The organism is Prosthecobacter fluviatilis (genome assembly GCF_042655725.1).
Lineage (GTDB): Bacteria > Verrucomicrobiota > Verrucomicrobiia > Verrucomicrobiales > Verrucomicrobiaceae > Prosthecobacter > Prosthecobacter fluviatilis.
This window is the reverse complement of sequence record NZ_JBHSMQ010000007.1, coordinates 36,702-49,526: the sequence shown is the minus strand read 5'-3', so window position 1 is coordinate 49,526 and position 12,825 is coordinate 36,702. Positions and strand designations below refer to the sequence as shown.

The 12,825-nt window shown below is 63.9% G+C and carries 12 protein-coding genes; 11 read left to right on the top strand and 1 reads right to left on the bottom strand.

Annotated features, from left to right (window positions below; translation table 11 throughout):
- The first annotated feature begins 32 nt into the window (after nucleotides 1-32).
- A complete protein-coding gene (locus ACFQDI_RS17875; protein ID WP_377169300.1) occupies nucleotides 33-539 on the top strand; it encodes an arsenate reductase ArsC in 507 nt (168 codons plus the stop codon).
- Between the two features lie 13 nt (nucleotides 540-552).
- Here the strand turns inward: ACFQDI_RS17875 and ACFQDI_RS17870 are convergent, their stop codons facing one another.
- Nucleotides 553-1,200, bottom strand: a complete 648-nt coding sequence (locus ACFQDI_RS17870; RefSeq protein ID WP_377169298.1) for a hypothetical protein — start codon at nucleotides 1,198-1,200, stop codon at nucleotides 553-555.
- 356 nt (nucleotides 1,201-1,556) lie between these two features.
- On the opposite strand from ACFQDI_RS17870, the gene ACFQDI_RS17865 reads away from it, so the two are divergent.
- The 10 genes from ACFQDI_RS17865 (at nucleotide 1,557) to ACFQDI_RS17820 (ending at nucleotide 12,819) form a co-directional block, all read left to right on the top strand.
- A complete protein-coding gene (locus tag ACFQDI_RS17865) occupies nucleotides 1,557-2,309 on the top strand; it encodes a PEP-CTERM sorting domain-containing protein (RefSeq protein WP_377169296.1) in 753 nt (250 codons plus the stop codon).
- 57 nt (nucleotides 2,310-2,366) lie between these two features.
- The gene (locus ACFQDI_RS17860; RefSeq protein WP_377169294.1) at nucleotides 2,367-3,500 is read left to right on the top strand and encodes a type 2 periplasmic-binding domain-containing protein; all 1,134 of its coding nucleotides are present in this window, start codon (nucleotides 2,367-2,369) and stop codon (nucleotides 3,498-3,500) included.
- A gap of 147 nt (nucleotides 3,501-3,647) precedes the next feature.
- Nucleotides 3,648-4,295 carry a hypothetical protein gene (locus tag ACFQDI_RS17855; protein ID WP_377169291.1) on the top strand — a complete coding sequence of 216 codons (648 nt, stop codon included), beginning with the start codon at nucleotides 3,648-3,650 and terminating at the stop codon, nucleotides 4,293-4,295.
- Nucleotides 4,296-4,551: 256 nt separating this feature from the next.
- Nucleotides 4,552-6,165 carry a ShlB/FhaC/HecB family hemolysin secretion/activation protein gene (locus tag ACFQDI_RS17850; RefSeq protein WP_377169288.1) on the top strand — a complete coding sequence of 538 codons (1,614 nt, stop codon included), beginning with the start codon at nucleotides 4,552-4,554 and terminating at the stop codon, nucleotides 6,163-6,165.
- 50 nt (nucleotides 6,166-6,215) lie between these two features.
- The gene (locus ACFQDI_RS17845) at nucleotides 6,216-8,069 is read left to right on the top strand and encodes a DUF2341 domain-containing protein (RefSeq protein ID WP_377169286.1); all 1,854 of its coding nucleotides are present in this window, start codon (nucleotides 6,216-6,218) and stop codon (nucleotides 8,067-8,069) included.
- Nucleotides 8,070-8,075: 6 nt separating this feature from the next.
- Nucleotides 8,076-8,480, top strand: a complete 405-nt coding sequence (locus tag ACFQDI_RS17840; RefSeq protein ID WP_377169284.1) for an ExbD/TolR family protein — start codon at nucleotides 8,076-8,078, stop codon at nucleotides 8,478-8,480.
- Nucleotides 8,481-8,502: 22 nt separating this feature from the next.
- Nucleotides 8,503-9,210, top strand: a complete 708-nt coding sequence (locus ACFQDI_RS17835) for a TonB C-terminal domain-containing protein (protein ID WP_377169282.1) — start codon at nucleotides 8,503-8,505, stop codon at nucleotides 9,208-9,210.
- Nucleotides 9,211-9,255: 45 nt separating this feature from the next.
- Complete coding sequence (locus ACFQDI_RS17830; RefSeq protein WP_377169280.1) at nucleotides 9,256-11,199, top strand: putative porin; 1,944 nt, start codon at nucleotides 9,256-9,258, stop codon at nucleotides 11,197-11,199.
- Between the two features lie 2 nt (nucleotides 11,200-11,201).
- Nucleotides 11,202-11,909, top strand: a complete 708-nt coding sequence (locus tag ACFQDI_RS17825) for a hypothetical protein (RefSeq protein WP_377169278.1) — start codon at nucleotides 11,202-11,204, stop codon at nucleotides 11,907-11,909.
- Nucleotides 11,910-11,922: 13 nt separating this feature from the next.
- Entirely contained in the window at nucleotides 11,923-12,819 is an 897-nt protein-coding gene (locus ACFQDI_RS17820; protein ID WP_377169276.1) for a peptidylprolyl isomerase, read from the top strand.
- Nucleotides 12,820-12,825 lie beyond the last annotated feature (6 nt).

Below are 12,825 nucleotides of genomic sequence, written 5' to 3'. Positions count from 1 at the left end.
ACTCTCCATCCATTTACCCAAACAACTCCCCCATGAACAAACCTACCATCCTCATTCTCTGCACGGGCAACTCGTGCCGCTCCCACCTTGCCGAAGGCATCCTGCGCCGTGCGCTGGGAGAGGGCTACACGGTGGCGAGCGCGGGGTCGAAGCCTGCGGGCTACGTGCATCCTCTTGGCATCAAGGCGATGGCGGAGATCGGCATCGACATTTCCGGCCACCATTCGAAGCACTTGAGCGAGTTTTTGAACCAGGAGATCGAAACGGTGATCACGGTGTGCGGGAACGCGGACCAGGCGTGCCCGATGTTTCCGGGCCAGGTGAACCGGCACCACTGGGGCTTTGACGACCCTGCGCATGCGACGGGTACGGAGGAGGAGCAGATGGAGGTCTTTCGCCGGGTGCGCGATGAGATCCGCGAGGTGTTTGAGTCCTATGCGTCCGGCAGGAAGAACCAGGCTGCGATGGCGGCCAAGGCGGCACCGCTGGCTGCGCTGGCGTACAGCGACGGGCATGCGGACGAGCAGAAGATGAAGTGAGGTGACCGCGGGCTCAGCGGGCTGCCGGTGCGGGCGATGGGAAAACGGGCAGCACCGGCCTGCCCTGGGCGGGAGCGGGTGCCTGGACGGGGATGTGGAGGGGCAACGGGGGCTCCACGGTGCTGACTTTGACAGTGGGAGAGGCTGGAGGAGTGCGCTTTGCAGAGGGCAGCGGAGGAAGCTGCCCGCCTTTGGCTGCGGGTGCGGGCTTTGAGGTGGCCATGCGGCTGGTCTCGGCAGCGGCGAGCTGGCTGAGGTAGGCGGCGTCGTAGGTGAGCGAGGCGACCTGAGAGCCCTGCGAGATCTCCACGCGGCACTCGGCACGACGGCTGGTGAGGTGGACGGAGATGAGGCGCAGGCCTGAGGGTGAGGGATGGTCTTTGCGGAGGGGGGTGCGCTCACCGGTGCGGACATTGACGATGACGACGGTGGGGCTTTCCGCAGCGCCGTAGTGCGCGCCGATGGCGAGGTCTCTGGCGAAGGAGTCCTGGGCGAGGAGGGACGCGGCGGTTTTGAGCGTGAAGGGATTTTTGCTCCAGCCTGCCTCATAGCGCGAGGCGGGATACGCCTGGGGCGGGGTGAAGACGGCGGGCTCCTGCGCGCGAAGAGGCGCCGCTGCGTGCATGGCGAGCAGCAGGCAAAAGATGCCGTGTGCAGGCATGAAGCGAGGAGAAAGGACTGGGGCTAGGAGGTGAAGCACGCACATGACCTATGCAGCATGGATGAGACGGCGAGTGTGACATCTTTTTCGCCGAGGAGCGTTTGACAAAACGCGGCAGGGCCTGCGGAAGGGCGGACGAGTGCAACCATACTGTAACAGTGATGATCTCGCCGGGGTGTGCGCGGGGTGGCATAGCAGGGCGTGCCGGAGACCGGCTGTTTCCAGCAGTCTGCCCCGGCCCACTCCCGACACTCAGCGCAATATCACACACACTAATGAAACTGACCAAACTATTCAGAGCAGGCATGATTGCCTTGGTCTGCGGCGCGTTCTCCGCGTCTTCTCTCCGAGCGGCCATGACCTACACGCAGGGCGACCTGCTGCTGGTCTTCCGCCAAACCGGAAACAACCAGACCTACATGGTCGATCTCGGCTCCGCGACGACATTCCGTGACGCCACCAACACCATCAACCTGGGCATCACCGGCATCGCCGCGGACCTGTCCGGAGCGTTTGGCAGCAACTGGTACACGGACGGCACCGTCTATGCGTCCATCGTGGGCGGCAACAACCAGCCGACGGCTCTGCCTGGCGACGGTACGGGCGGCACCCTGCCCTACTACAACAAGTCGATCTACGTTTCCAAGTCCGGAACGGGGAGCCTTTCTGACACACCCTTCAACACGCTGGCGCAGTCCACCGTGGCGACCATGGCGAACACCATCGGCGTGACGCTGGGCAACGTGTTTGCGGCGGGCACGGCCACCGGCAACAACAGTGCGGGCACCTTCATCCCGACGGCCACGGCCAACGACTACACGGACCTGATCCCGCCGACGGCGGCAAACTACTTTGGCGGTCTGACGGCCTCCACGGAAGTGAACCCCAACGGCACGTTTGACCTCTACCGCATCCTGGCAAACACCAACGGAGCCACCGATGCGCCCACCGGAAACGGTGTGTCCCAGTACCAGGGCGCGTTCACCATCTCCAGCGCTGGCGCGGTCAGCTTTGCGCCGCAGGTCAGCGCTGTGCCGGAGCCTTCACGCGTGATCCTGATGGGCCTGGGCCTGTCCGGTCTGCTGCTGCGCCGCCGCCGCAAGGCCTGATTGCCCGCCAGTCATCCAGCCACTCTTCACCTTACTTTTAACTGTTCACTGAATCTCATGAAAAATTCCTTCCTGAAAGTCGCCACCCTTGGCGCCCTGCTTACCACCTCCGCCTCTGCGGCGAACTACACGATCAACCTCACGGGCTCCACAGCCTTCCGATCCTCCACACACGCCGCCATCGTGGCGAACCTGACGAGCCCGACCTTTGCCTACACCGACAAGGCCAGCAACGGCCGTGACAAGGCGACGTACGTGATCTTCAAGGGCACCATCGGCTCTGACAACTACACGATCCGCTGCACGTGGTCGGGCTCTGTGGAAGGCGTCATCGACGTCGGCCACCAGAACTCCATCCCTGCCCTGCCGACGAGCCAGGCGACGACCACCAGCCCGGGCACGGCGCTGGTGAACTCAAGCGAGGCGACCTTTGCCACGGCAACAATGACGCCCGATGGCGCGATGTCTGACGTGTTCCAGAGCTCGACGTCCGAGACCGCGACGCTGAACGACAAAGTCGTGGCCGTGGTGCCGTTCAAGTTCATCGCCAGCAACGGAGCCCCGGCCGGGATCGACAACATGACGCCACAGATCTTCCGCACGATCTACGGCCCAGGCGGCGCGCCGCAGTCCATCCTGACGGGCAATCCTGCCGACACGAATTACGTGATCGGTGTGGGCCGCGACATCGGCTCCGGCACACGTGCCACGGCGATGGCTGAATCTGGCTACGGAATCTTCACGGCCCCTTCGCAGTACATCATCACCACGGCAGGCAGCAGCTGGAGCATCGGCAACGCGGTGTCGCAGTCCGGCACGAGCGGCTACACCAGCGGCAGCACGCTGGCGGGAGACCTGGCCAAGTCGTCCTCTGACGGCCTGGTGGCGGTGGGCTACGTGGGCGTGGCCGACTTCAACGTGAACAACGTGGAACTGAAGTACAACGGCGTGAGCTACTCCGCGGCGAATGTGTACAACGGCAAGTATACCTTCTGGGGCTATGAGCACCTCTTCACCCCGACGCGTGTGTCCACCGCCACAAGCGGCAACGACCTGGCGGCGAAAAACTTCTTTGCGAACGTGGGCACCACGCTGGCAAGCAACCCCGGCGCTGCCGGCCTGAACCCCGCCAACATGCAGGTGCATCGTGACGGTGACGGCGCGACCGTGCTGGCCGGACCGCTGCCATGATGCTGATGATCTCTCCGAGACTTTAAAAAACCCAGGGGTGGCAGGGCTTCGGCCTTGCCACCCTTCTCGCGTCTCAAGCCGCTGCTGCCTGACGGATGAAGCGCCTCACGATTTGCACGATTTCAAGACAGCCCCCCTTTCCAACCCATGATGCTTTCCCCCCGCATAATAGTGCCAGCCGGAGCCGCTGGCGCTCTGATCATGACGTTTGCCGGATTTCAACTGGGGAGCCCCAAGCAAGCCAGGCATGGCATGGCGGTGCCGCCGCCGGTGGCGATGGCTGCTGTGAAAGAAAAGCCACGCGCTGCAAGCGTGCCGGTGACGGCAGGGAGCCGCACCTCCAGGGCAGTGAGCGAGCCAGCCAACACCCCTGCCACGGCGAACGCGCAGCCCGCAGCAGCCGCTGCGCCGCTGACGGCTGAGAACCAGAAGATACCAGCCCCTCAGGGGAGGCTGATGCAGGGACAGGCCCGCAGCGGCATGACGAGCCCCAGAGCGGCGCTGCCTGCGGCTGCCAAGACGCCGGAGTGGCCGATGATTTTTAAAATGACGGATGCCACCGCTGGCGGTGTGCAGACGCTGCCGGCGCAGTACCAGGCGGCGGTGCAAAAGCTGCAGGACCAGTTTGTGAAGGAGGTGGGCGGGACGCAGCAGAATGCGGCCGACCCCGCATATGCGGACCGCTGGCTGAGCGCGACACAGCGCGCGGATGATCTTCTGAGAGCGCAGATCGGGTGGCAGGCATTCAATGCGTACTCCCTGTCTCTGGCGAAGGCGAACGGGGCTCCGCAGTGAGCGAAGCGCGTGAATAAAAGACGCAAGCGGAGCGCCTTCGGTGTCAGCATTGTAACAATTCTGCGTGCTGCGAAGGGAGATGCACGCGAGAGGGCGGCAACGTGTGACGCATTCGTAACAGCGGCCAGCTTGAGAGGGGCTGCGGGTGAAGGAAAAGGAAGGCGCTCCGAAACACGCGCCAATGCCGCCCCTTCTCTTTCAAACAAGCTTGAAAAAAAGCGATGCCAGCCGGACCCACCGGGAACTCTGCCGAAGCGTGCGCACCCTGGCATGCATGGCGGGACTGGGCGCCTTTGGCAGCCTGGCGTGCCACGGGGCGACACCACCGGACACGACCACCACGGCAGAAAATGCGACGCCGCCCACGGCGCTCTCCCAGCTGGGAAACCTGTATGTGCGGGAGTATCGTGTGCGTGGAAACCACCTGCTGAAGGCGGTGGAGATCGAGGAGGCGGTGTACCCCTACATGGGGCCGGGGCGTTCTGAGAATGACATCGAAGGAGCGCGCGCGGCGCTGGAGAAAATTTACAAGGACAAGGGCTACCAGAGCGTGGGCGTGCAGGTGCCGGCGCAGACGGGGAACCGTGGTGTGATCTACCTGGAAGTGGTAGAAACGCCGGTGGGACGCCTGAGGGTGAAGGGGGCGCGGTATTTCCTGCCGAGCAAGATCAAGGAGCAGGCGCCCTCGATGAAGGAGGGGACGGTGCCGAACTTCAACGAGATCAGCAAGGACATCGTGGCGCTGAACCGGTGGAGGGACCGCAAGATCACGCCGGAACTGCGCGCGGGCGTGGTGCCGGGGACGGTGGACATCGACCTGAAGGTGGAGGACAAGCTGCCGCTGCACGGGAGCTGGGAGATCAACAACCAGCACAATGCGAACACGGTGCCGCTGAGGCTGAGCGGATCGCTGAGCTACAGCAACCTGTGGCAGATGGGGCACACGCTGGGAGCGAGCTTTCAGATCGCGCCGGAGAGGATGAGCGACAGCGCTGTGTATTCCGCCTTTTACCAGGCGCCGGTGCAAAGCGTGGAAGGGCTGAGCGTGATGCTGACGGGCACGGTGCAGGACAGCAACATCGCGGCGCTGGGCGGGACGACGGTGATCGGGAAAGGGCAGATCGTGGGCTTCCGGCTGATGAAGACGCTGCCGTCGAAGCAGGGGTACTTTCACTCGATCAGCTTTGGGATGGACTACAAAAACTTTGTGCAGGATGTGAACGCGGCGGGGACGCTGGTGTCGTCCCCCATCGCGTATTACCCTTTCAACCTGTCCTACAGCCTGAGCCATGTGACGGAGAAGACGTACACGGAATTTAACACGGCGCTGACGTGGCACCTGAGCGGGATGGGCGGCTCGCAGACGCAGTTTGCAGCGCGGCGGTTTGCGGCGACGGACAGCTTTTTCTACCTGCGCGGGGACCTTTCCCACACGCATGACATCGCGCAGGGGTTTCAGGTGTACACGCGGGTGCAGGGGCAGGCGACTCCGGATGCGCTGATCAACACGGAGCAGACTTCGGGCGGCGGGTACAACACGGCGCGCGGCTACCTGATCGCGACGCGGCTGGGGGACTCGGGTGTGTTTGGCACGCTGGAGCTGCGCAGCCCGAACTTTCTGGGCTCTGCGAAGGACCGCGAGAACCAGTGGAGGCTGTACGCCTTTCTGGAAGGCGGCAAGCTGTACACGAACAAGACGCTGCCTGCGGAAAAGCGGACCTACGACCTGGCGAGCGCGGGCTTTGGCACACGGGTGCGCTACCTGAACCACCTGACGGGCTCGGTCGATCTGGCGATGCCGCTGATCTCGCAGCCGAACGCCCTGGCTCACGACCTCTTCCTTCTGTTCCGCCTGGGAATGGACTTCTAGGCCGACCCCATTTTTTCACCCTCTCAATGCACAGCCCCAAACTACGCTTCATGTCCCGCACTCCACGCTTTGTAAACTCCGTGCTGCTCGCCCTGGCGCTCACGACGACCTTTGCCGCCGCTGCTGAAAACTGGTGGGATGCAAAGTGGCCGACACGCAAGAAGATCGAGATCGACACCACGGGCAAGGGCGTGGCGATCGCGGAGCCGATCGGTACGACGGCGGTGCTGGTGCGGCTGCATGAGGGTGTGTTCAGCTTCATGTCGGCGAAGGAGGACGGGAGCGACCTGCGCTTTGTCTCCGAAGACGGCAAGACGGTGCTGAAGCACCATGTGGAGAAGTGGGACTCGCTGCTGAACGAGGCGTATGTGTGGGTGCAGGTGCCGGAGCTGAAGCCTGCGAGCGCGACGGCGATCTGGCTGTACTACGGCAACACGGAGGCGCCTGCGCCGGAGGCGGCGAAGGAGACGTATGATGCGAGCACGACGCTGGTGTACCACTTTGCGAAGGGAGGCACGGACTCCTCTGCGACGGGTGCGAATGCGGAGGGTGCGCCGACGCCGACGGGGGCGCTGATCGGCGATGGTGTGAGGCTGTTTGGACAGACGCCGGTGAAGGTGGCTGCGCCGCCGCTGCCGGAGTGGGCGCCGGGAGCGCCGCTGACGGTGTCTGCATGGATCAAGCCGAGCGCGCTGCAGCCGAATGCGGTGATCCTGAGCCGGCGCGAGGGGACGAACGCCTTCATCCTGGGCCTGGACAACGGTGTGCCGTTTGTGGAGGTGAACAAGCAGCGGAGCAGCCCGGGAGCGCCCATCGCGGCAGGCGGCTGGCACCATGTGGCGGCGGTGGCGGACGCGGGCACGATCACGGTGTATGTGGACGGGAAATCCTACGGGGCGCTGACGGCGGCGATGCCGCTGCTGAAGGGGCCGGTGGAGCTGGACAAGGACAGCTCGCCTGCGGCGGGAAGCCTGGCGGGCTTTACCGGGGAGCTGGACGAGGTGCAGATCTCGAAGACGGCGCGGCCTGCGGGGTACATCCACTTTGCGGCGGTGAACCAGGGCACGGCGGCGGACAAGGACAAGCTGCTGAAGGTGGGCGAGGACGAGGCCTCCGACCATGAGGAGGAGGGCGAGATCATGAAGCACCTGACGCTGATCACGGACATCTCGAAGGATCTGACGTTTGACGGCTGGGTGGTGATCTTTCTGTGCACGCTGCTGGCTGTGGTGGGCTGGGGGATCGCGGTGGGCAAGGTGATGTACCTGAACACGATTGAGAAGGCCTCGAAGGAGTTCATGAAGCGGTGGGAGAAAATCTCCAACGACCTGACGGCGATCGACACGGAGGATGCGGACAGCGTGCAGAACCTGGGCGGCAGCGTGAGCGGGAAGACGCAGAAGCTGATGAGGCAGTCGCCGCTGTACCAGCTCTACCACCTGGGGGCGCAGGAGATCAGCCACCGCATGAAGAGCTTCCGCCAGGTGACCTTCAACCCGCAGGAGCGGAAGGAAGCGAAGGTGATGGGGCTTTCGGGGCGGTCGATCCAGGCGATCAAGGCGACGCTGCACGGCGGCATGGTGCGCGAGGTGCAGAAGCTGAACGGGAAGCTGGTGTTTCTGACGATCGGGATCGCGGGCGGCCCCTACCTGGGACTGCTGGGAACGGTGATCGGGGTGATGATCACGTTCGCCGTGATTGCGAAATCCGGCGAGGTGGAGGTGAACTCCATCGCACCGGGTATCGCGGGCGCGCTGCTGGCGACGGTGGCGGGCCTGGCGGTGGCGATTCCGGCGCTGTTTATCTACAGCTACCTGAGCAGCCGGATCAAGGACGTGGTCTCGAACATGGAGACCTTCATCGACGAGTTCGTCACGAAGATGGCGGAACACTACAAGGAGTAACATTCTATGCAGGCTGACAGCAAATCATACGACGACATCAATGTGACACCGATGGTGGACCTCTACCTGGTGCTGCTGCTGATCTTCATCATCATGACGACGGCGGGGGTGCAGGGGGTGAAGGTGAACCTGCCGCGCGGGGGGCCGTCCACGTCCAAGCCGATCGAAGGGCCGAAGATGCAGGCGGTGACGGTGGACGACCAGGGGAACATCAAGCTGAACGCGTCGGTGGTGACGATGGACGAGCTTTCGAGCAAGCTGGAGGCGATCAAGGCCTCGATGCCGGACGCGCCGGTGGTGGTGCGCGGGAGCACGGGGACGTCGTACCAGACGATCATGGACGTGCTGACGGCGGTGGGCCGTGCCGGCTTTACGAACATCGGCCTGGCGACGCAGGCACCCAAGAAATAACCCCGCAGACAGGCACCATAACATGGCATCTCCTCACATAGAAGACGACGAGCCTGGATTTTTCCGGCGCTATCTCTGGCTGATCATCCTCGGCGGGCTGGTGCTGGCGGGCGGGGGCTACTTTGCGGCGAACCGCAAGCCTTCAAAGTCCACGCCGAAGAAGAAGCTGGAGATGATCTCGATCTCCATGCCGCCACCGCCTGCGCCGCCTCCCCCACCTCCGCCGAAGAAGGAGGAGCCACCGCCTGAGGAAGAGAAGAAGGAGGAGGAGATGATCGAGCAGGCGCCGGAAGAGATCGCGGAGAAGCCTGATGACAAACCGGCCGACAAGCCTGCGGACGAGCCGCTGGGCACGGCCATCGGCGGTGGTGACGGCAGCGGCCTGGGCATGGGCGGCGGCGGCGGTGGCGGCGGAGGAATGATCGGCGGCACCGGTGGCAAAGGCGGCAGCAAGTGGGGCTGGTATGCCGGGCAGGTGCAGAACCGCCTGGCGGATGCGCTGAGGAACCACCCGGTGACGAAGCGTGCCGGATTCAGCAACGTGATCAAGATCTGGTCTGACAACACCGGGCGCATCGTGCGTGTGAAGCTCACAGGGAGCACGGGCGACAGCAAGGTGGACACGGCGATCGAGAACGAAGTTTTCAAGGGGCTGGTGCTGAATGAACCGCCGCCCGACGACATGCCGATGCCCATCAACCTGCGAATGACCGCGCGCAAAGCGAACTGACCGAACGCCCCTTCCCTACCCTTTTCCTTTTTTTTCCTGCTCTCCATGCTCACTCCAAAACAAGTCTGGCGAAGAACGTACGCCTGTTTCACAGCCTCCCTCCTCGCCGCATTGCAGCCTTCGCTGATGCTGGCTGCGGAACCCACCCTGCCCGAGCCGCTGCCGCTGCTGGCCGAGAATGCGGCAGCCGCCCCTGCTGCTGCGGCGGCGGGAGTGCCTGCGCCGATCGCGGCAGATCCTGCGGCCGGTGCGGCTGTGCTGCCAGACCCGAATGGTGCGGCTCCGCAGCCGATCCTGAACGCGCCTTCGCAGAATGTGACGCTGAACCTGATCAACCGTCTGGTGCAGAAGGGCATCCTGACGCATGCGGAGGCGTCTGACCTGATCAAGGGTGCGGAGGAGGATGCGGCGTTTGCGAAGGCGCAGGCCCAGGCGCTGGCGGAGACGCAGGCGGCGGTGGTGGCGCAGAACGCGATGCCGCCGGTGCAGCCGGACGCCGAGGAAGTGCGGGTGACGTACATCCCCGAGGCGGTGAAGAACCAGATCCGCGACCAGCTGCGGACGGAGGTGCTGGCGCAGGCGCGTGAACAGCACTGGGCCGCGCCAGGCACGGTGCCGGAGTGGACGCAGCGCCTCAAGATTTTTGGGGACGTGAGGACGATGTACCAGGGCTTCAGCTTCCCGGACGGCAACAACACGACGGGTGTGTTCCCGAACTTCAACCAGATCAACACGGGGCAGCCTTTTGATGTGTCCGGGACGGTGTTTTCCCCGCAGCTGAACGTGAACAAGCACCGTGACACGTACCTGATGCGGATGCGCCTGGGATTTGACATCGACCTGGAGGACGGGTTTACGGCGGGCATCCGCTTTGCGACGGGAAGCACGAACACGCCGGTCTCGACGAACCAGGCGCTGGCGGCAGCGGGGCCGGGAGGTCAGGGAGGACAGGGAGGGAACTTTGCGAAGTACCAGCTGTGGCTGGACCGCGCGTTTGTGAAGTATGATGCGTCGCTGGCGCAGGATTCGCACATCGCCTTCTGGCTGGGCCGGTTTGACAACCTGTTCATGACCTCGAGCGAGATCATGTGGGACGAGGACGTGGCGCTGGACGGAGTGGCCTTCAAGCTGGACAACAGCTGGACCCCCAACTTCAAGACGTGGCTGAGCGGCGGAGCGTTCACGGTGTTTAACACGGCGCTGAACTTCCCGGACAACAGCCCCAACAAGGCGGCGAGCTATGACAAGTACCTGTTTGCGGCGCAGTTTGGCGTGGAGTTCAAGCCGGCGGATGACATCGAGGTGAAGATGGGGATCGCCTACTACGACTGGAAGAACATCGAGGGGCGTCTTTCGGACCCGTTTGTGCCGCTGAACAATGTGGATGCAGGAAGCACGGACGACAGCCGCCCGCTGTTTGCGCAGAAGGGGAACACGTACCGGCCGATCCGCAACATCACGCCGAGCGCGCTGAACGGGTTTGGGACGACGAACCAGTTCCAGTACTTCGGCCTTGCGACGCCGTTCCGGCAGATCGCGTGGAGCGGGCGGATGGACTTCAACTACTGGGAGCCGATGCAGGTGTCGCTGCTGGGAGAGTTTGTGAAGAACATGGCGTTCAACCGTGCGAACATCAACTCGGTGGCGGTGAACAACCGCACGGGCGGGGGCACGGGGAACTTTGCGGGTGGAGACACGGCCTGGTACATGGGCGTGAACGTGGGCAAGCCGTACAGCCTTTTCAACGAGCGCGGGGACTGGAACATGGGAGTGGGCTACCGCTACGTGGAGTCTGACGCGGTGGTGGACGGGTTCACGGACTCGAACTTCGGCGGCGGCGGGACGAACATGAAGGGCTACACGCTGAGCGCAGCGATGGCGCTGTCCAAAGCGACTGCGATCCGACTTTCCTACATGACGGCCGCCCAGATCGCCGGGCCGACGCTGCGCTCGGACGTCGTGATGTTTGACCTTACCGCGAAATTTTAACCATGAAGCACCTACCTTTCCAAGTGATCGTCCTCGCCGGCCTGCTGACCGGCTCCCTGAAAGCCGCCGAGGAGGCGGACCCGGCCATGGCCGTGCTGAAACGCATGCGTGAGCAGCTGCGCAATGTGATGGTGCAGCAGCAGAAGACGGAGGCGGAGCGCGCGACGCTGCAGGCCGCAAACCTGGAGCTGGAGGAGAAGGTGAAGAAGCAGGATGCGGAATTCAAGAAGCTGGCGAAGAGCAGCAACGAACAGAAGGACGCGGATGCGAAGAGCATCGCGGAGCTGAAGGCGAAGGTGATGGAGCAGGAGCGCGAGCAGGCGCGGCTGCAGGAGTCGCTGGCGAACTGGAAGGCGGGGCACGAGAAGCTGAAGCAGGCGGCGATGAAGGTGGATGCGCAGCGTGCGGAGCTGGCGGCGCGGGTGATCTTGCAGGACCGCAAGGTGGCGGACTACCAGCGGAAGAACGACGAGCTGTACAAGATCGGGAGCGAGATCCTGTCCAGGTACGAGGGCTTTGGGCTGGGCACGGCCATCGCGGCGCGGGAGCCTTTCACGAAGAACATGCGGGTGAAGCTGGAGACGCTGGTGCAGGACTACGGCGACAAGCTGGTGGACAACAAGATCAAGCCGGATGAGGCGCCGAAGGGCGCGGCAAAGGCGACCCCCAAAGAGGACGCGGCCAAAGTGCAGGCACCTGCCAAACGCTGAGATGATGATGACGATGCGCCCCAACCGATGGTCCTGCGTGCTGCTTTTCTGCGGCTGGAGCAGCCTTGTGATGGCAGCTGATGGCGACCCGGTGGTGGGGAGCATCGGGGAGATCGAGCTGCGGCAGAGCGAGGTGCTGGCGTCCCTGGGGACGATGAGCGCGGTGGACAAGGAGGCGCTGGCGCGAGATCCCGGCTCACTCAACCAGCTGGTGCGCTCGCTGCTGGTGCAGCGGGTGGTGCTGCAGGAGGCGCTGGAAAAGAAATGGGACGAGGAGCCGAGCATCCAGCCGCTGCTGAAAAGCACGCGGGAGGCTGCGATCAGCGACAGCTATTTGAAAGCGGTGAGCCGGCCGCCGGAGTCGTACCCGAGCGAGGGTGAGCTGAAGCTGGCGTATGAAAACGGGCGCGCGGCGCTGACGGTACCGCGGTCCTTCCGGCTGGCGCAGATTTTTGTGGCCGAGGAGGCGGGGGCGGAGAAGAAGCTGAAGGCGGTGCTGCAGCGGCTGAAGGAGAAGCCTGAGAACTTTGGCCAGGTGGCGCGTGAGATGAGCGAGGAGAAGGAGAGCGCGTCACGCGACGGGGAGATCGGCTGGCTCAGGGAGCAGCAGATCCAGCCGGAAATCCTGGCGCAGCTGCCAAAGCTGAGCGTGAACATGGTGTCCGGGCCGGTGAGGCTGAAGGACGGGTGGCACATCCTGAAGGTGCTGGATGTGCGCGAGGCGTTCACGCCGATCTTTGAGCAGGTGCGTGTGCAGCTGGCGCAGCGCATGCGGGCGGAGAAGAGCCGCGCGAACGTGCAGTCGCATGTGTCGGAACTGTTACAAGATCGCCCTGTGGCTGTGAACGAGGTCGCGCTGTCTAAGCTGCTGCTGGAAGTGCCGACCCAGGCTGTGCCAGCCAAACCCTGACCCCCT